Source organism: Pseudomonas profundi (assembly GCF_008638305.1).
GTDB classification, from domain to species: domain Bacteria; phylum Pseudomonadota; class Gammaproteobacteria; order Pseudomonadales; family Pseudomonadaceae; genus Halopseudomonas; species Halopseudomonas profundi.
Map to the genome: position 1 here is coordinate 174,398 of NZ_VTPZ01000005.1, position 18,631 is coordinate 193,028.

16 protein-coding genes are annotated in these 18,631 nt (G+C 59.0%); 13 read left to right on the forward strand and 3 right to left on the reverse strand.

The window, feature by feature from the left end:
- Positions 1-89: 89 nt before the first annotated feature.
- From FZE95_RS08880 to FZE95_RS08940, 13 genes are all read left to right on the forward strand, one after another.
- Entirely contained in the window at positions 90-1,367 is a 1,278-nt protein-coding gene (locus FZE95_RS08880) for an MFS transporter (protein WP_150300499.1), read from the forward strand.
- Between the two features lie 23 nt (positions 1,368-1,390).
- The gene (locus tag FZE95_RS08885) at positions 1,391-1,711 is read left to right on the forward strand and encodes a 2Fe-2S iron-sulfur cluster-binding protein (RefSeq protein WP_150300500.1); all 321 of its coding nucleotides are present in this window, start codon (positions 1,391-1,393) and stop codon (positions 1,709-1,711) included.
- Positions 1,712-1,726: 15 nt separating this feature from the next.
- Entirely contained in the window at positions 1,727-2,962 is a 1,236-nt protein-coding gene (locus tag FZE95_RS08890) for an NAD(P)/FAD-dependent oxidoreductase (RefSeq protein WP_150300501.1), read from the forward strand.
- Between the two features lie 125 nt (positions 2,963-3,087).
- Positions 3,088-4,326, forward strand: coding sequence for a multidrug effflux MFS transporter (locus FZE95_RS08895; RefSeq protein WP_150300502.1), 1,239 nt, complete (start codon positions 3,088-3,090; stop codon positions 4,324-4,326).
- Between the two features lie 35 nt (positions 4,327-4,361).
- Complete coding sequence (locus FZE95_RS08900; protein WP_150300503.1) at positions 4,362-6,602, forward strand: CoA transferase; 2,241 nt, start codon at positions 4,362-4,364, stop codon at positions 6,600-6,602.
- A gap of 135 nt (positions 6,603-6,737) precedes the next feature.
- Positions 6,738-7,475 (forward strand): SDR family NAD(P)-dependent oxidoreductase, encoded by a 738-nt coding sequence (locus FZE95_RS08905; protein WP_150300504.1) that lies wholly within the window; start codon positions 6,738-6,740, stop codon positions 7,473-7,475.
- 28 nt (positions 7,476-7,503) lie between these two features.
- Positions 7,504-8,805: an acyl-CoA dehydrogenase family protein gene (locus FZE95_RS08910; RefSeq protein WP_150300505.1), complete on the forward strand. Its 1,302-nt coding sequence runs from the start codon at positions 7,504-7,506 to the stop codon at positions 8,803-8,805.
- Positions 8,802-9,854, forward strand: a complete 1,053-nt coding sequence (locus FZE95_RS08915; RefSeq protein WP_223825013.1) for a phosphotransferase family protein — start codon at positions 8,802-8,804, stop codon at positions 9,852-9,854. Before FZE95_RS08910 ends, FZE95_RS08915 begins: the two co-directional genes overlap by 4 nt.
- A gap of 56 nt (positions 9,855-9,910) precedes the next feature.
- Positions 9,911-10,669: an SDR family NAD(P)-dependent oxidoreductase gene (locus FZE95_RS08920; RefSeq protein ID WP_150300506.1), complete on the forward strand. Its 759-nt coding sequence runs from the start codon at positions 9,911-9,913 to the stop codon at positions 10,667-10,669.
- A 621-nt stretch (positions 10,670-11,290) separates the two neighbouring features.
- Positions 11,291-12,655: a DUF1329 domain-containing protein gene (locus FZE95_RS08925; RefSeq protein WP_150300507.1), complete on the forward strand. Its 1,365-nt coding sequence runs from the start codon at positions 11,291-11,293 to the stop codon at positions 12,653-12,655.
- A 35-nt stretch (positions 12,656-12,690) separates the two neighbouring features.
- Positions 12,691-13,722 (forward strand): hypothetical protein, encoded by a 1,032-nt coding sequence (locus tag FZE95_RS08930; protein WP_150300508.1) that lies wholly within the window; start codon positions 12,691-12,693, stop codon positions 13,720-13,722.
- A gap of 63 nt (positions 13,723-13,785) precedes the next feature.
- On the forward strand, positions 13,786-14,574 hold the full coding sequence (locus tag FZE95_RS08935; protein ID WP_150300509.1) for an SDR family NAD(P)-dependent oxidoreductase: 789 nt from the start codon (positions 13,786-13,788) through the stop codon (positions 14,572-14,574).
- Positions 14,575-14,635: 61 nt separating this feature from the next.
- Positions 14,636-15,919 carry an MFS transporter gene (locus tag FZE95_RS08940; RefSeq protein WP_150300510.1) on the forward strand — a complete coding sequence of 428 codons (1,284 nt, stop codon included), beginning with the start codon at positions 14,636-14,638 and terminating at the stop codon, positions 15,917-15,919.
- A gap of 7 nt (positions 15,920-15,926) precedes the next feature.
- On the opposite strand, the gene FZE95_RS08945 is transcribed toward FZE95_RS08940, so the two are convergent.
- From FZE95_RS08945 to FZE95_RS08955, 3 genes are all read right to left on the reverse strand, one after another.
- On the reverse strand, positions 15,927-16,733 hold the full coding sequence (locus FZE95_RS08945) for an FkbM family methyltransferase (protein WP_150300511.1): 807 nt from the start codon (positions 16,731-16,733) through the stop codon (positions 15,927-15,929).
- A 184-nt stretch (positions 16,734-16,917) separates the two neighbouring features.
- The gene (locus FZE95_RS08950; protein ID WP_150300512.1) at positions 16,918-17,271 is read right to left on the reverse strand and encodes a nuclear transport factor 2 family protein; all 354 of its coding nucleotides are present in this window, start codon (positions 17,269-17,271) and stop codon (positions 16,918-16,920) included.
- 66 nt (positions 17,272-17,337) lie between these two features.
- The gene (locus FZE95_RS08955) at positions 17,338-18,615 is read right to left on the reverse strand and encodes a cytochrome P450 (RefSeq protein WP_150300513.1); all 1,278 of its coding nucleotides are present in this window, start codon (positions 18,613-18,615) and stop codon (positions 17,338-17,340) included.
- Positions 18,616-18,631: the final 16 nt, after the last annotated feature.

Sequence of the window (18,631 nt, forward strand, 5' to 3'; positions counted from 1 at the left end):
AATTGAAACCGCTCTTGCAAAGGTTAACCTCAAGGGGAATGACTGCAGCGTTCAAACTGGTGATATAAAAACAATGAAGGACATTGCACATGAATGTTTCAGTCAATAACGCCTCCATCGACTTTTCAGAGTTTCGAACCAGTTGGCGAGTACTGATCCTGGCACTGTTAGGTATAGGCATCAGTATTAATTCCTCATTGCTCTACGGCTTCGGAACGCTGGTTGTTCCTCTGGAAGAAGCCTTTGGCTGGAGCAGAAGTGCCCTGCAGGTAGCCGTTACCTTCCTGTTCGTGGGCGCGGTCATCTCGCTGCAGTTGGTAGGCTGGTTCAATTTGCGTTTCGGCATCAAGAAAGTAACCGTAGTCTCCATGTCATTGACGGTGCTGGGTTACCTGGGGGCCACGCAGATCGGCGGGTCGGTCTGGAGCCTTTATCTGGCATTCACGATCATTCCAATATTGAGCATTGGCAACCTGGCGGTCAGCTGGACGCAGTTACTCAACATGTGGTTTGAGAAGAATCGCGGCCTGGCATTGGCCATTGGCCTGTCCGGAACCGGCTTGGCCGCCGCGACCATCCCGCCGTTGCTTTCCTGGGGCATTGGCATTTGGGGCTGGCAATCGGCGTTTATCATACTGGCCATGCTCAACCTGTTTCTGCTGTTGCCCCTGACCATCTGGTGGTTTTCGGTACCCAAGCCCAAGAGCCATGCCAGCGAAGCTAGCAAGCAGGCTGCCCAGCGCAGCATCGCCGGCATGACGTTCAAGGAAGGTTTCACCTCGAAAAAATTCTGGATCTGCAATATCGCCCTGGTACTGGTAATTTCGGTAGTTATCGGCATGGTTACCAATACCGTACCAATTTTGCGCGACATGGGACTGTCTGCGGAAGAAGCCGGTCTGATTTTCGGTGGCTTTGGCATTTCACTGGTTTTTGGCCGGATTCTGGTCGGTTATCTACTGGATCGCGTCTGGCCTCCAGGCATATCGGCCCTCAGTCTAGCCATGCCAGCCCTTGGCTGCGTCATTCTGCTCAGTGGCACCACCGACTTTACCCTGCTCCTGCTGGCAGCGATTTCGTTTGGCTTTGGTGCAGGCGCCGAGTTTGATATTGCCGCCTTTCTAATTGCGCGCTATTTCGGGCTGAAAGAATACGGTCGCCTGTTCGGATTCCACATCGGCCTGCTGACCGCCACCTCGGCCGCCTCACCTTTGCTGTTTGCAGCATTCCTGAGCCAGACAGGCTCCTACACGGCCATGCTTATCTATTGCGCGGTCTGCTCCATCGTAGGGCCGTTAATGCTCCTCACGCTGGGCCGGCCTCCTGTATTTGAAGTATCCCCACCCATGAAGGCTGCAGTGGCCTAAATCTGTTCACGGAGACGTTTACAATGCCAACAATTACGCTTATCGAACACAACGGTACCCAGCACTCAGTCATGGGTGAGGTCGGCCAATCCGTTATGCAAGCTGCCATGAACGCCATGGTGCCGGGCATTCAAGCCGATTGCGGCGGCGCTTGCAGCTGCGCCACCTGTCACGCCTTCGTTGAGGACGCCTGGACGGGCGTCGTCCCGGCGGCAGAGGACGCTGAGCTGGACATGCTGGAGTTCGCCAACGAACGCCAGGAAACCAGCCGCCTGACCTGCCAGTTGACCATTCAGGAAAATATGGACGGCATGGTGCTGCGTTTGCCTGAGTCCCAGTACTGAGCCCCAGGAGCAGATATGACGCTTTCGTCAGTTGTAATTGTCGGTGCCGGCCAAGCCGGATTTCAGGTCGCTGCGTCGCTGCGCCAAGGCGGATTCGCCGGAAGGATTTCCCTGGTGGGAGATGAGCCTGGCCTGCCTTATCAGCGTCCGCCCTTGTCCAAGGCGTACCTGCTTGGCAAGATCAAGGCAGAGAATCTGGTCTTCCGGCCCGCTGCGTTTTTTGATCAACAGCAGATCGAACTGATTCACGATAAAGCGGTGATCATTGATCGCCAGAATCAGCGAGTGGTACTGGAAAGCGAAAAGGCACTGGAATATGACCATCTGGTTCTGGCAACCGGCGCCCACAACCGGCCGCTTTCGATCCCGGGGGAACACCTCGAAGGCGTGTTCGGTATCAAAACCCTCGCGGATGCCGACGCATTGGCGCCCAGGGCCAAGGACGCCAAGAATGTAGTAGTGATCGGCTGCGGGTTTATCGGACTGGAGTTCGCCGCGGTAGCCGCGGCGCAAGGCGCCAGCGTGCAGGTGATCGACCGCGGTGACCGTCTCATGGCCAGAGCGATTTCTCCGCAGATGTCCGACTTGTTCCTCAAGGCGCACGAGTCCTGGGGCGTCAAATTTCACTTCAGCCAGGCGGTCGATCAGATCATGGGGAAAGACGGCAAGGCCGTCGGCGTCGAAAAGGTTAACGGCGACGTCATCCCTGCCGATCTGGTGGTGTACGGTATCGGCGTTATTCCGAATATTACTCTGGCCACCGAAGCTGGATTGGAAATAGAAAACGGTATCAAGGTCGACGCTGATCTCTTGACCAATGACCCGCATATTTCCGCCATTGGCGACGTAGCCTGTTTTCCCTGTGTTCACAATCATGGCGAGCATACCCGTATCGAGTCGGTTCCAAACGCCATGGACCAGGCGAGAGCGGTATCGGCAAGGCTGCTGGGTAAAGCCGCGCCGTTTGCCGCGACGCCCTGGTTCTGGACCGATCAGGGCAATCTGAAACTGCAGATTGTCGGTCTGTCCACCGGATACGACAGTACCGTGACCCTGGGATCGATGGAGTCGAACCAGTTCTCCGTGCTGTGCTTTCGCAGGGATCACCTGGTCGCTGTCGAATCGTGCAACCGCCCGGGTGATCATCTTGCCGGCAAGAAACTCCTGTCCCGTCCTCCTGAACTAACCCAGCGTGAAGCCAAGGAACCTGATTTCGACTTGAAAGCCTGGGAAGTCGCTCACCGCAGTTAACCGCTTGGTCGTGGTGGCCCCTGATACCCGCGAGGGTTGAAGGGGTTTTTAACGTAGCTCCGTTGGTATTCCGAGCGCGCTGGCCCTGCATACATCTCTGAACCACTGCGCTGGAGTTGCCATCAATGAGTGACACAGAAAAGACGCCATTTTTCCCTGGCTGGCTGTTCCTGCTTGCCATGTTGACGGCACTTTCCCCGCTGTCAGTCGATCTGTATCTACCCGCTTTTCCTTCAATAGGGCAGAGTCTCGGCGTCGAGTCGTCGGATGTGCAGATTACCCTGGCCATCTTTCTGCTGGGCATGTCGCTGGGACAACTGCTATACGGCCCTCTCAGTGACCGATACGGGCGCAAGCCCCCATTGTATGTCGGGCTCGCACTTTACATAGCTGCCTCCCTCGGTTGCATGCTGGCAAACGACCTGACAACGCTCACCGCTTCACGGTTTCTCCAGGCTCTGGGGGGCAGCGCCGGCGTGGTCATTTGCCGAGCCGTTATCCGCGACCGTACCACCACCGCGCAGGCCGCCTGGGCGTTCTCCATGTTGATGCTGGCACTGGGACTGGCGCCGATTCTGGCGCCCATGGTGGGCGGCCTGCTGTTGATGGTAATGGGATGGCGTGGGATTTTCGCGGTGCTCGCCGGCGTCGGCCTGGTGCTGCTGTTGAGCATGCATTTCAGCATGCGTGAAACGCTCTCCCGGCACACCTCCGAGCGTCTGGGCGTTCGCGGTACCTTTCGCCGTTACGGCAGCCTGCTAGGAAACGGCCAGTTCATGATGTATGTGCTGATCGGCGCTCTGCCCTTTGGCGGCATGTTCGCCTATATCGCCGGCTCCCCCTATGTGATCATCGAACTGTATGGCGTGCCTGCAGAGCACTTCGGCTGGTTTTTCGGGATCAATGCGTTCGGCATGATTGCCGGCTCGCAATTCAATGCACGGCTGGTCGCCCGCTTCGGGCCCGCCACCATGTTGAAGTACGTCATTCGGGTCCCGGTGGTCGCGGCGCTCACCGGGCTTGTCGCGACTCTGTTGGACGTTGCCTCCCTGCCCTTGCTCATGATCTGCTTTTTTGTCTACATGACCTCGATGGGCCTGCTCACCCCCAACGCAGTCGCCCTCGCCATGGCCAATGAAGGGCATCGTGCCGGCTCCGCCTCGGCCATCATGGGATCTATCCAATTTCTCTTGGGTACCTGCGGGGCAGCGGCGGTGAGTATCTGGACCATGCCCAGCGCCGTTCCGTTGACCGGCGTCATGTTGTTGCTGTCGGGTGGCAGCCTGCTGATCCATCAGTTCGGTCATCGACGCGACATTCTCATTCGGCACGGCTCGGACATCGAACAACCTACCCAGCAATAGCTGCACCGGACAAAACAAGATACTCAGAGGTGCTTATGAGTGAGTCAACGTTGCACGGCCTGCGTGTCGTCAGCCTGGGTTCAGGCATTGCGAGCGCTGCGGCGGGTTTGCACCTGTGCGAAGCAGGCGCCGAGGTGATTCTGGTCGAGCCGCCCGGCAATCCGGCGCGGAGACAGGAGGCGCTATTTGCGGTGCTCAATCGGGGCAAGAGCAGTGTCACGCTGGATATCGACGTGCCGGACGGGCAGCAGCAACTCGAACAGCTGCTGGCCGTCGCCGACGTGTTCATCCACGAATTCACTCCCAAACAGGCCGCGACGCTGGGGCTTGACGATGTACAGCTGGCGGAGCGCTTTCCTGGCCTGATCGTTTCAGCCATCACGGGCTGGCCAAAGAAGCATCCATTGGCCGAAGCAATGCCACGTGAAACCCTGGTGCTGGCACGCCTGGGCCTGCTCGACGAACAGCCGGGCCACCGCGCTGGGCCGGTATTCGTGCGCATGCCCTTTGCCAACTGGCTGGCAAGCTGGCTGTGTGTGGTGGGCGTGATGGCGCGGTTGATCGCCCGTGATCGTGATGGACATGGCGGCGCGGCGCACACCAGTCTGGCCCAGGCCGCGCTGGTTCCGATGACCATGCACTGGAGCCGCGCGCAAACGCCGACACCGGTGTTTGCCAAGGGATTGGACAAGCACATCCCGATCCCGCTGCACCAGTGCGCCGATGGTCGCTGGATTCACGTGCATTACTCGCCGGATAAATCGCCGTGGATGGACAGCGCCATGGCTGAGCTGGGCGAGGCGGAAGTCGCTCGGCTCAATGCACAGTGGCCGCCAAGCCATGTGGCGCCGAATTTCGGGGCCAACCGGGCCATCATCGCCATGCGGCCCGCTCAGGATTGGGTCGAGCATTTCTGGCAGCACGATGTTTCCGCGCAGATTGCCGCGCCGTTCGGTGACATCTATTTCGACGAGCAGGCGCGGCTGAATGGCTATGTCGTTGAAGTGGATGACGCCACGCTCGGCAAGACGCTGCAACCGGGGCCAGCCTGGAAGATCACACCGCCGGCACGCATAGGTCGTTCCGCACCTCAGCCTGGAGCGGACAACGGCGCCGGCTTCAAGACTTCACCAAAGCGGCGTTTGATTCCGGGCACGGCGCGTCAGGGCGAGCCGTTGCCACCCTTGCATGACCTCAAGGTGCTCGATCTGGGCGCCTATCTGGCCGGACCGTTCGCCTGCATGATGCTGGCCGATCTGGGCGCAGAGGTCATCAAGGTCGAAGCCCCAGCCGGCGATGCCATGCGTCGGCTGGAACGCATTTTCAGTGGCACTCAGCGCGGCAAGCTCGGCGTCGCGCTCAAACTTGGCGATGAGCTAAGTCAGCCGGCGGTCGAGGCGCTGGTACGTTGGGCCGATGTGGTCCATCACAACATGCGCTTGCCGGCAGCGCGCAAGCTGAAGGTCGATTACGACTGCCTCAAGCTGATCAATCCGCAACTTCTCTACTGCCACGTCAGTGCTTATGGACCCACCGGGCCACGTGCGGATTGGCCCGGCTTCGACCAGCTGATGCAGGCCTCCTGCGGCTGGGAAGTAGAACAGGGCGGTGCCGGCCAGCCGCCGATGTGGCTGCGTTTCGGCGTTGGTGATTTCTTTGCGGGGCTTTCTTCGCTGTACGTTCTGCTATTGGGTCTTTACCAGCGGGCGCGGACCGGCGAAGGGCAAATGGTGAACGCGTCGTTACTTGGCGCTACGTTGCTCACCATGAGCGAAGCGGTCGTCCGCGAGGACGGTAGCGTCACGCCGATAGCGCACCTGGACGCCACCCAGACTGGCCTGTGCGACACGCACCGGCTGTATTGTTGTAGTGACGGCTGGGTCGCCGTGGCGGCGCTGGCGCCCGAAGAAGCGCAGCGTTTCCACGGGCTAGTCGGCGCTTATCCCGAGGCGCATTTCGCCGCGCAGACCCAGACCGATGCGCTGTTATCCTTGAGCGCGCACGATGTGCCCGCCGAAGCCGTTCTCGAGGCGCAGCTCGACCCCTTTCTCGACAACCCTGACCACGCCGCGGCTGGCTTGCATACCCGTTATCGACATGCGGTGTACGGCGAACTGCAACAGATTGGCGCGTTCTGGGATTTCGGTGATCTGCCATTGTCGCTGGATCGCCCGCCACCGGCCCTCGGCCAGCACAGCCGCGAGGTGCTCGGCGGGCTTGGTATCGGCGATATTGAGTTGGACCGACTGGCTGCGGCCGGCGTTGTTCGGCTGTGAAACCTTGTACGCATCCCATCGAACCTTGCTGGCGGGTGGCACTGCGACCCGCTCCCTCTGAATCGACGCCGGAACCCAATGCAGTCAAACGGTTGCGCGTTGAGAAGCGAATAAAAACAAACAAGGAAAAACGCCATGAACGAATTGGATTTCAGCGGCAAGACGGTGCTGGTAGTCGGTGGCTCCAGCGGCATCGGTAACGGCATCGCGCAGAGCTTTCGCCAGCGCGGCGCGGAGGTGCATGTTTGGGGGACCCGCCCGAGCGCACAGGATTACGCTGACTCGGTGGATTCGCGCCTCGAAGGACTGCACTACGCGCAGATCGATGTCTCCGACGCTGACGTGATCGAGGCTGCGGTCGTGCCGTTCACTCGGCTTGATGTGTTAGTTCAGGCGCAAGGTACGGTGCTCTACGATCGTCAGGAATTTCTCACTGAAGGCTTCAAGAAAGTATTGGATATAAACCTCACAAGCCTGATGGTCTGCGCGCAGAAGTTTTTCGAGCTGCTCAAGGAATCACGTGGCGCGATGATTACGGTCAGCTCGGCGGCGGCCTTCCATTCGACCCGAGGCAATCCGGCCTACAACGCCTCCAAGACCGGGGCCTTTGGCCTGACCCGCACGCTTGGTGAGGCCTGGGCGCGCGATGGCATCCGGGTCAATGGCATCGCTCCGGGCCTGGTGGAGACCAAACTCACCCGCGTCACCACTGAAAACCCCAAACGCCTCGAAGGTGCGCTACGTGCAATTCCACTGGGCCGCCTCGGCACCCCACAGGACATGGCCAACGTTGCGCTGTTCCTGGCTTCGCCGCTGGCTGGCTACATGCTGGGTCAGACCTTGTTGGTCGATGGCGGCATGCTGCTCGCTTGAGCGTCACTCATACTGTTAGGGGCAAGACATGAGCTGGGATTTCGAAACCGATCCGGACTTTCAAACCGAGCTGGACTGGATCGACCGCTTCGTTCGTGAGGAAGTCGAGCCGCTGGAGCATGTACTGGGCAGCCCTTGGAACATTCATGATCCGCTATTCAAGCAGCTGGTGCGTCCACTACAGGCGCAGGTCAGGGCTCGCAGGCTCTGGGCGTGTCATCTTGGTCCTGAGTTGGGCGGGCCAGGTTATGGCCAGGTGCGCCTGGCGCTGATCAATGAAATTCTCGGCCGTGCACTGTTCGCGCCTATTGTTTTCGGCTGCCACGCGCCGGATTCGGGCAATGGCGAAATTCTCGCGCACTACGGTAGCGAAGAGCAGAAACGCAAGTACCTCGAACCCTTGCTCGGCAACGAGATCGTCTCCTGCTTTGCCATGACCGAGCCCCAGGGCGGCGCCGACCCCAGCGTGTTCACCACCGAGGCCGTGCGCGACGGCGACGACTGGCTTATCAGCGGTGAGAAGTGGTTCGGCTCCAATGCACGCTACGCGGCGTTTTTTATTGTCATGGCAGTGACCGACAAGAGCGTTTCGGTGCACAAGGGCACCACCATGTTTATCGTTCCGGCGAATGCGCCGGGCGTGAACATCGTGCGCAACGTCGGTATAGCCGACGATCCGGAGGCCACGCACGCCTACCTGCGTTTCGACAAGGTGCGGGTATCGTCCAGCGACCTGCTCGGCGAGCCCGGCGAAGCCTTCGTCGTCGCCCAAGTGCGACTCGGTGGTGGTCGCGTGCATCACGCCATGCGCGTTATCGGGCAGGCGCAAAGAGCGCTCGATGCATTGTGCGAGCGCGCCCTGTCGCGCACCACCCAGGGCGGCCTGCTGGCCGAAAAGCAGATGGTGCAGGAAAAAATCGCCGACTCCTGGATCGAGCTGGAGCAGTTCCGGTTGCTGGTGATGCGCACCGCCTGGCGCATCGACAAGTACCAGGACTATTTGCGCGTGCGTAAAGACATCGCCGCAGTAAAGGCAGCCATGCCCAAGGTGCTGCATGACATTGCCGCGCGCGCCCTGCATGTACATGGCTCGATCGGCGTGTCTGAGGAGATGCCATTCGCCGGGTACATTCTGCGTTCCTTCCAGATGGGCCTGGCGGACGGCCCGACTGAGGTGCATAAGGTCACCGTGGCCAAGCAATTACTACGGGACTACCAGCCAAGCGACAGTCTCTTTCCCAGCTACCACCGCCCGACCGCGGCGGCGCTGGCACGTGAGAAATATGCCGACGCGCTAGCGACGTTGGAACAAAGCGGAGAGCAGCGGTGAGCAGCCAGGCTGAGTGGCGCGAGCTGGTCGATCTCGACCGTTTGGGCGCCTGGATGGATGAGCGGAAACTTGCGTCCGGACCGCTGGAAAATGCCGTGCGGCTCACCGGCGGCACGCAGAATCTATTGCTGCGCTTTCGTCGGGGCGAACGTGAATTTGTGCTGCGTCGGCCATCGGCGGAATTACGGGAAGTAGGTGGCAAGACCATCGCACGCGAAGCCCGCGTGCTGAAGGCACTGGCGGGCAGCCGGGTGCCGCACGCCGCATTGATCGCGGCCTGCGATGACGAGACTGTCCTCGGTGCGAAGTTCTACCTGATGGAACCCGTGGATGGCTTCAATCCCAATTGCGCAGCCGGTTTGCCGCTGCCCCATGCCGGCGATCGCGACATTCGCCAGCGCATGGGACTGGCCATGGTCGACGCGCTGCTTTGCCTTCATGAGCTGGACTATCGAGCCATCGGTCTCGACGGCTTCGGGCGGCCCGACGGCTTTCATCAACGGCAGGTGGCCCGCTGGCTGCATCAGCTTGAAAGCGTTGCCGGCTACGCCGGTTGGCCGGGCGCAGGCAGCCTTCCTGGGCTCGACCGGCTGGCGCGCTGGCTGAATGACAACTGCCCGCAACGGTTCAGCCCAGGCATCCTGCACGGCGACTATCATCTATCCAATGTGATGTTCAGTCGCAAGGAGCCGAAGCTTAGTGCGATCGTTGACTGGGAGCTTGCTACCGTCGGCGATCCGTTGCTGGATCTTGCCTGGCTGGTGGTGACATGGCCGGACGCCAGCGGCCATGGCGCCGGCACGATCGAGGTACATCCCTGGGAAGGGTTCCCCGCAGTGGACGAGCTGGTGGCGCGCTATGTGGCCGGCAGCTCCCGCAGCTTCGAAGCCTTTACCTGGTATCTGGTGCTCGCGGCTTTCAAGCTTGGCATTTTTCTAGAAGTCAGCTACGCCCGGGCTTGCGCGGGCAAGGCGTCGATGGAACACGGTAGAAAACACCACGCCTCAGCGCTGCGGCTGTTTGAGGGCGCGCTGTCGCGAATCGAATAACCACAATCTCCTATCCAGCAGCGGCAGGCGTCGCTGCACACCATGAGGGCGGCTCCATGCAACTGGCTGGCAAACGCATCATCGTGACAGGCGGCGCGCGCGGCATTGGCGCTGCGATCGTCGCGGCATACATCGCCGAGGGCGCCCATGTCATCAGTCTTGATGTCGACACCTCGCAAGAGCCTGTGATGAGTGAGGGAGGCGGTTGGGCAAAAAGCCGGATCTGTGATATCTCCGATTCCGCGTCGGTGAACGAAGCGTTCGACTTGGCTACCGGTCAGTTGGGCGGGCTGGACGTGCTGGTCAATGCTGCTGGAATAGCGCCCAACGCCACTGCTGATGAAATCACCCTGGATGAGTGGGAACAAGTGTTTGCGGTAAACACCCGCGGCACCTTTCTGACCAACCGCGCGGCCTACGAGCGTATGCGACAAGGTGGCGGGCGGATCATTAATTTTGCCTCAGCCGCTGGAGTGGGCGGGCAGCCTGGCAAAGCGCACTACGCCGCCAGCAAGGGCGCGGTCTTGGCATGGACGCGTACCGTCGCACGCGAGTGGGGTCCGCACGGCATTACCGTTAACGCCATCGCCCCGGCGATATGGACGCCAATGTACGACGCCACCCGCGCCAGCATGAGCGAGACCCAGCTTAAGCAGCACGATGCATTCATGGCCAGTCTGATTCCGCTTGGAGGCCAGCTTGGCGATGCCACGCAGGATCTTGCGCCCGTTCTGGTTTTTCTCGCCGGTGAGGGTTCGCGCTTCGTGACCGGCCAGACCCTGATGATTGACGGTGGAATGTTGATGCTGAGTTGAGATAGGGACCGGGCCGCTAGTTGCCACGGAGCGGCTTTGACGTTCAGCGGCATGGTGTATTTTCATCTCATAACCCCTCTCAGAAGGGGTTTTGTTTTACTTGGAGTAAAACGATTCATTCAGCCTTCCTGGCGCATCGTCCATCGCCCCAAAAAAAACACACATGGTGCTCGCCACCTCCCACCGTGCTTGACCTACAACAACTATCAGCCACCGCCTGAATAACCCTCATGCTAATTTCCAACATAATTCTTCGGTTAGAACTAGATTCTCTATCGTAGATTTATTCGAATTGCTCTGCTAGGTTCAATGCATGGCCAAGGCGCGTGCATATAGCGCTCGTCAATTTAGTTTCAATAACAAAAACAAAAGGTTGCCTTCGATGAACCATCCAGAATGGCCTTGCATGGCCAGCTCACATCCTCGCGTTGTCATGTATCGATTGCCGGAAAGCTCAACGCTGGAAGGCATTCGTTTCTGTGATCAGCTCCTTCATACCCTGCAGAACGCTTTTCGAGCGCGCCTGAAAAATGCCCTGCCGTCCAGCTGCAGAGCCACGCTGCTATCCCGGACAGACGTAAAGCTGGGCCATCGTTCAAATAAAAACAATTGGAGAACCATATGAAGCATCGATTGGTGTTACTCGCCGCACTCAGCGGCCTCTCGACATTCTCGCTGGCTGCGGTCAGCCCCGAAGAAGCAGCCAAGCTGGGGGAAAGTCTTACGCCCTGGGGCGCCATCAAAGAAGGCAACAGTGAGGGCACCATCCCTGCGTATACCGGCGGTCTGCGCACGGCGCCCGAAGGTTTCGAGCCCGATTCGGGGTTCTGGGTTGATCCCTATAAGGACGAAGAACCGCTGTTTCGTATCGACTCCAGCAACATGGATCAATACGCCGACAAACTGAGTGCCGGACAAAAGCACCTGTTGCAAACCAATCCGGACTATTACCTCGACATCTTTCCCAGCCACCGTACTGCCGCCTATCCAAAGGAAGTGGTCGAGGCAACCATTCGCAACGCCACCGAGTGTCATACCGAGAAAGACGGGCTGGCTGTGGATACCGCCTGTCGTGGCGGACTACCTTTTCCCATTCCCCAGTCGGGCAACGAAGTGCTATGGAACCAGCAGCTGCGTTACAAGATTGGCTCCGGGTACTCGACCACTGCCTCCTCCAACAGCTGGATCATCGATTCCAACGGCAGCGTTACCAAAGCCGCGGAGCAGCAGACCTTTGAAGAAATGCCCTATTACCAGGTTGACCAGGAAGATCGGAACCCCGACATGTATGCCAGGGTATTTTCCCTCAACCGATACCCAGCCCGCCGGGCAGGCGAGGTAACGGTTCTGGCCGACTACCTCGACCCGATAGAACAACCCCGCAGGGCCTGGAGCTATTCCCCAGGGCAGCGCCGCATCAAGCTGGCCCCGGAATTCGCCTTCGATACACCCGTCGCGAGTCAGGGCGGCGTCACGCTTTTCGATGAACTGCAGATGTTCTCCGGCAGCCAGGAGCGTTTCGATTACAAACTGGTCGGCCGCAAGGAGATGTTCATTCCCTATAACGCTTACGAGTTCTATTTCAATTGTGGCCAGGAGGAGCAGATGCTTGAAAACCATGCGAATCCTGAATGTGAGCGCTGGGAACTGCATCGTGTCTGGGTAGTGGAAGCCACTCTCAAGCCAGACAGCAGACATGTGTATGCCAAGCGCACCTACTATCTGGACGAAGACACCTTCGGTGTCGGCTTGTATGACGCCTGGGACCAGCAGGGGAATCTGTATCGGTCGATGTTCCTGAGCGGCGTTCAACTCTACGACCTGGACATTCCCTACAACGTCAAAAACGTAATCTACGACTTCAACAAGGGAATGTACGGCGTGATCAACGATGGGCTGAAGGGCGGTTACAAGTTTGTTTCCACCCCGCTACCTGAACGGAACATGGCGCCGGAAGCAATCGTATCGCGGCATAGCCAGCGATAACCCACCCCCAGTCACCTAAAAACAATGAGAATGCTATGCGAACTTTTACAACGATTCCTGAACGCGGCGATTTTGGTTATCAGCAGCTGGTTGGCCCCCACAAGGTAACTGGGCCAGCGATGGCCGGTGAACGGGGCTTCTTCGGGCTGCAGTTGAGCAAGAGCTCCCCCTTTGGCTCGGTGCGCGACGAAGAGGGCAACATTTACTCTTTCGTGCGCTCGCTCCTGGCGCCCAACGGCACGCCCAATCCAACCAAGTTCATCTATCAGACCAACCATATTGATGGACAGCATCTACGCATGGATCATGAGCGTATGGCCGCCCAGGCACCCACGCCCATCCCGGTGCAGACGCTGGAAGGCGACACCGTCACCTGGACCAATCAGCCTGACGAGCCCGGCAATTCCTGGAAGATCACCGCGTCCAGCGAAAGGCTCACCTGGAAGGAGGAAGGCCTGTTTGAACTTGAAGGCAAATTGCTTGGGCCCGGATTGCAGTGGTACTTGCCAGGCGTTGAATGGGGCACCTTTTATGTTTCCCAGCTCTGGGATATTTCGGGAACCTGCGAGGGCCGTCCGGTAAAGGGCGCAATGGCCCTGGACCAGTTCTACATGGCCGAAGGCGGCGCCATCCACTTCAAGAAGGACCTGGTGGTAAACAACAAGATGCACGTCATCTGGTGGTCATTCGTGACCATCTACAAGGACGGCACTTGGGACTCGGGCTCATTCATGGTCGGTCACGAACACCTCGGCTATGCCATTTTCATGAATGAAAAAGGCGAAATACGCACGACGACCGATATTGAAGGCGTGGCGGTGCACAAGGACGGCAGCTACTTCCTGGATTCGGCGCGCATCATCCTGGACGGTGAGGAAGAATGGGAATTTGTTCCCGCGCCGAAGGGCGAAATGATCGATTTCGTCGGCGGCTTCCCCATCACTGCCCAGCAGGAAGGGCGCTGGCGTCGAGTTGGCGACGATCGCGAACCAGACCGCTGGCTGGCCTGGGGCGAATCGGACCGTCGCAACGGCACAGCCCGCAACGTGCGCGGCGCTGATCTGTAACGCTGCTTCATGTCTGCCTGCGTTGCAGGCAGCCAACTCGATTCGACACTGCGGGAGCAATACATGAGATTCAAAGACAAGGTCGTTCTGGTGACTGGCGCCGGACGCGGCATGGGCAGAGCCATCGCCCTGGCCTACGCTCAAGAAGGCGCCAAGGTTGTGGTGTCAGCAAGAACCCCGAAATACGGTCATGAAACGGTCGAGCAGATAAACGCGCTGGATCGTGAAGCGGCGCTGGTCGGCGGCGATATAGCCGACCGGGCAGCGATAAGGTCCATGGTAGAGGGTGCCATCGAGCACTTCGGTCAGCTGGATATTGTGGTTCACTGCGCGGCAGATACCGCCCACGGGTTGATCACCGAGATGCCGGACGAGACCTTCGATCACTTGGTACGCAGCAACATCCAGTCCCTGTTCTGGCTGGCCAAGGATGCCGCGCCGCACCTCACCAAGGCGGAGGACAAGGGACGCATCATCTTCATTTCCTCCGGCGAGGCCAACCGCAAGTACACCCCAACGCTGATCCCCTACGGCTCAAGCAAGGCCTTTATGAACGCCTTCGCGCGCGGGCTTGCCGTCGAATTCGGCGCACTGAACATTCTGGTCAACGTGGTCGAACCGGGCCTGATCGGCACCCACCATATGTTGAGCACCCTGGGCGACGAGCTACCCCACTTGCTGGCGGAGCATTTTCCGGTTCCCCGATTGGGGCAATCGGCTGATATCGCTTCCGCAGTGTTGTTCCTGACCTCAAGCGAGGCGGGTTACATCACCGGCACCTCGCTGCTGGTGGATGGCGGAGCCACCATGGTCGCTTTGCCCAAGGTCGAAGAGTTACTTAAAAAATCATAAAAACAATGCTGATTTCATGCGCCGGCTTTCATGCAGGCGCAGGTGCCGCAGGAGTTGCAAAATGTCCGACCATAACCTGTCACGTCAACCAAGGCTGGATCTTACCGAATTCCGCCTGGGCTGGCGGTTTCTGATTCTCGGCGTGTTTGGCGTTGTTACCAGCATGAGTGCGGCCCTGCTCTATGGCTTCGGCACTATGGTTATCCCGCTTCAGGAGGCCTTTGGCTGGAGCCGCGGCGAATTGCAGGCATCCATTACCTTTCTCTTTGCTGGCGTGGCCGTCGCGTCGCAGTTGCTCGGATGGCTGTACGCCCGCTTCGGCTTGCGGCGGGTGGCCATTGTCTCCCTGGTTCTGCAGGTTCTGTGCTACGCCGCCCTGACCCAGCTCAATGGCAATATCGCCTGGCTGTATTTCGCGTTTTTCGCCATGCCGCTGCTTTGCCTGGGAACCATTGCCATCACCTGGACCCAACTCATCAGCCTATGGTACGAGCGCAACCGTGGGCTGGCGCTGGCGATAATCCTGAGCGGGACCGGCGTGGCGGCGTTAATCGTTCCGCCCCTGCTGGCCTGGTGCATGGAACGCTGGGGCTGGCAGGCAGGCTTTGTACTGCTCGCGATCATGCCCCTGGTGACCACGCTCCCCATGGCGCTGCTGTGGCTGCACATCCCGACAGCCGAGCCCCAAAGCATTCAAGGAAAAGCCCGCACGGCCCTTCTGGCGGCGAGCGGACTCAGCTTTGCCGAAGCGCGCAAATCAAGGATCTTCTGGATGTGCAACCTATCGCTCATTCTGTCCGTATCGCTTATCGTCGCCATGGTCACGGTGATGGTGCCTTACCTGCAGGACAAAGGCGTACCAGCACTTACCGCCAGCCAGATCTTCAGTGCCTTCGGCGCATCCATCATTGTCGGGCGGTTGTTTGTTGGGTACCTGCTCGATCATTACTCGCCCATCGTCATTTCCGCCGCTGCGCTGTTCACCCCGGCCATAGGTTGCCTTATCTTGCTGGTAACGGGCCCCGAGTCTACCGCCTTGCTGGTGCTGGCTACTGTCTGCATAGGTTTAAGCGCGGGCGCGGAATTTGATATTGCCGCCTTTCTCATTGCCCGCTATTTCGGCATGAAGGATTATGCGCGCATCTTCGGCTTGCATCTGGGTCTGGTGACTATCGTGGCGGGGATGTCTCCGGCTTTTTTCGGCTACATCCATACCCAGTACGGAAACTACGACCCCGTCATCATGTATTCGCTGGTCGCGGCAATGGTGGCATCCCTGAGCCTGTTGACGCTGCGCTCGGCCAGCGCATTCCAGCCCCAGCCCTATCAACCCGAAATGGCTTGATGACGGCTCAGGCCGCTCGCTCGAACACCCAGGTCTGGGACCTGACATGGCAGAGGCGGAAACCCTGACGCATTATCGTGTTGACTACGCTGACAGTGGCCTCATCGCCTATATCCGGTGAATGCAACTCGACCATGATCAGTCGCAAATCATCGGGCAGCTTGTCGGGCAACAGCCCTACTTCCGCGCCCTCGATATCCAGCACCAGGACGCTGGGACAGATGCTGGCCAGCAGATCGGAGATCCTGGCGACCGCCGTCTGAACCGGCTCCCCCGACCCATGATCCAGCACCGAACTCCACCAGTATTCATCCTGCACGCGAAGCGTCAGCGTATCGCCTGAGTAGTCGTCGGCCACCACGGCCGCCGCAATCAGCCGACATTCCTGTCCGTTAAGCTGAACGTTCTGTCGGATAATCCCATGCATAAGCCCATTGGGCTCGACGATGGTGACCGGATTACCCGAACAGCGCGCCGCCAACGAGCCGGTCATACCGGCACCGCCGCCACACTCCAGCACCTTATCCCCCGGTCTGACCATTTTCTCGATCAGCTCGAGGTCCGCTTCTTCGTAATCACCGAGGGCAAAATAGTAAGCCATGCGTGGGCTGAAACCCCTGAACACCAGCATTTTCAACGGATGCAACGGATGGTCCAGCACTACCGGCTCCAGCAGGCTATCGAGCCATTCACGGATGTGTTCGATCTGCTCCAGATCGTCCGGCTGATCATGCGGCCAGACGTTCAAGCCTCGCTGGGAGACGATTTGCCGACGCTCTTCGATGCGCCAGCTCTCAACGAGTTGTTTGCTCATAGGGGATATCCTGGATGGGATTTGCTCGGCCTGGATGGGATTTGCTCGACGCTAGCGCCAATCATAGCAGAGCTGGGCTGTGCATCTGTGCGTCGCGCGCCAACATGCACCAGACGCCGAAAAACCGCAGCGTTACCTGCGGTTATTTTGAGGCCTAGACTGAAGGGTCAGACTGGCCTACCCATCATTGCTTGATGAAGTAGCGCACCAGCGTCTTGCCCTGCTCGAACTTGTACAGCTCGATGGTCTCGATAACACCGCTACCGTCGCGCATCACGTTCTTGTGGTGGCAGGCTGCTTCGTTGGCGGCAATGATCGACAGCTCGACCTCCACGCTGAACTTGCTGTTCTGCTGGTCCCACATGCCTTCCAGCACCGCGAAACCTTCCATCACGGGTCGGCCCAGATATTCGATATCCAGCCCATTGGGGGAAACGTTTCGGTAGTGTTCAAAAAAACCGTCCCGGTCACCGGCGTTCCAGCATTCCAGCTGGCCGTGCAAAAATTTCTCGATCTCTTTACTATCGATATTGCTCATTTATCTTCACCTTGTAGGGCTGGACTATCGTAATCCGGACCATCGTAATCTGGCTTGTGCTGCGCTTCAGTCCCAGATCGCATGAACGGTCTTCGCGCCACGCAGCTGCGCCCCGGCAATCTTAGGCGCGGGCATCTCCGGATCCAGCCGGATGTTGGGGAACAGATCGAGAATGCCGTTGATCGCGCTGTTCAACTCTACCTTGGCCACGAACTGTCCAATGCACATATGCGGACCAAACCCAAATCCCAGCGCAGGGCGCGCCTTGCGATCCAGCTCGAAGGCATCCGGATTGTCGAAGGCTTCTTCATCCCGGTTGGCGGAAATCACCATGCACTGGACCATCGAGCCCTTGGGCACCATAACGCCGCCAATCTCGACGTCCTTGGAGGCCTGGCGGACCTTGAAGGTCGAGACCGGCTCGTAACGCACGGATTCGTCGATCAGCTTGCCGATCAGGCTGCGATCAGTGCGCACTCGTTCCAGCAGTTCGGGGCGCTCCAGCAACAGCGTCATCACCGAGCTGAACGTCCGGGTGGTGGTTTCTCCCGCAGCGGGCAGCAGCGAACGGACGAAGGTGGTCACTTCATGATCGTCCAGTGCCCGCCCCTCATATTCCGCATTGATCAGGCGGCTGATCAGATCATTACCTTGAGTACCCTCGGCACGCTTGCGGACGACAATCTCTTTGATCGCATCGTAAAGGTTCTTCACCGCCTGGCCAGCCAGGGGACCGTAAATTTTGGCCTTTTCCGGATCGATCTGGTTTGCCGCCACCAACGCGAGCGCCCAGCTGGCGTACCTCTTGAACTTCTCCGGATCGTCGGCCGGAAAGCCCATCAGCGCATACATGGCGCGAATCGGAAAGTAGAGGCCGAAGTCCATAAGATTGGCTTTCTTGTCTGCCACCATGGGCAACAGAAATTCTTCCCGGATGACGCGGTCAATCTCGGGCCGCCACTCATTTACGGTTTGTGGCATGAACACCGGCTGGAGTAGCGCTCGCGTGCGACGGTGCTGCTCACCATCCATCGCCAGGACTATCAAGCCGTCAAAAAACGCACCCAGCCCTTCGGCGATAAAACCGCTGGTGAAGGTGTCGGCGTCACGCAGTACCGCCATCACGTCCTTGTACCTGAACAGCGTCACCGCACATTTGGCCGCCTTGGCGCCGGCATTGGTCGGTACCTTGAGGTAGGTGTCGACGAAGTCGCCCTGCATCACCGGTTCGTTGCGGCGCTTTTCCCGGCATAGGCCATGGATATCGACGTCCGAACCAAGATAGGTATCCGAGACCGCGTGGTAGGCGGCTTCGATATCAAGTTCCTGAGCTGCGAGTGACATAGCATGTTCTCCTGGT

Coding starts and splice junctions, on each gene's coding strand:
- FZE95_RS08890 (WP_150300501.1), top strand. CDS start 1,727: ATGACGCTTTCGTCAGTTGTAATTGTCGGTGCCGGCCAAGCCGGATTT.
- FZE95_RS08905 (WP_150300504.1), top strand. CDS start 6,738: ATGAACGAATTGGATTTCAGCGGCAAGACGGTGCTGGTAGTCGGTGGC.
- FZE95_RS08935 (WP_150300509.1), top strand. CDS start 13,786: ATGAGATTCAAAGACAAGGTCGTTCTGGTGACTGGCGCCGGACGCGGC.
- FZE95_RS08955 (WP_150300513.1), bottom strand. CDS start 18,615: ATGTCACTCGCAGCTCAGGAACTTGATATCGAAGCCGCCTACCACGCG.
- FZE95_RS08945 (WP_150300511.1), bottom strand. CDS start 16,733: ATGAGCAAACAACTCGTTGAGAGCTGGCGCATCGAAGAGCGTCGGCAA.
- FZE95_RS08920 (WP_150300506.1), top strand. CDS start 9,911: ATGCAACTGGCTGGCAAACGCATCATCGTGACAGGCGGCGCGCGCGGC.
- FZE95_RS08940 (WP_150300510.1), top strand. CDS start 14,636: ATGTCCGACCATAACCTGTCACGTCAACCAAGGCTGGATCTTACCGAA.
- FZE95_RS08885 (WP_150300500.1), top strand. CDS start 1,391: ATGCCAACAATTACGCTTATCGAACACAACGGTACCCAGCACTCAGTC.
- FZE95_RS08910 (WP_150300505.1), top strand. CDS start 7,504: ATGAGCTGGGATTTCGAAACCGATCCGGACTTTCAAACCGAGCTGGAC.
- FZE95_RS08925 (WP_150300507.1), top strand. CDS start 11,291: ATGAAGCATCGATTGGTGTTACTCGCCGCACTCAGCGGCCTCTCGACA.
- FZE95_RS08950 (WP_150300512.1), bottom strand. CDS start 17,271: ATGAGCAATATCGATAGTAAAGAGATCGAGAAATTTTTGCACGGCCAG.
- FZE95_RS08900 (WP_150300503.1), top strand. CDS start 4,362: ATGAGTGAGTCAACGTTGCACGGCCTGCGTGTCGTCAGCCTGGGTTCA.
- FZE95_RS08895 (WP_150300502.1), top strand. CDS start 3,088: ATGAGTGACACAGAAAAGACGCCATTTTTCCCTGGCTGGCTGTTCCTG.
- FZE95_RS08880 (WP_150300499.1), top strand. CDS start 90: ATGAATGTTTCAGTCAATAACGCCTCCATCGACTTTTCAGAGTTTCGA.
- FZE95_RS08930 (WP_150300508.1), top strand. CDS start 12,691: ATGCGAACTTTTACAACGATTCCTGAACGCGGCGATTTTGGTTATCAG.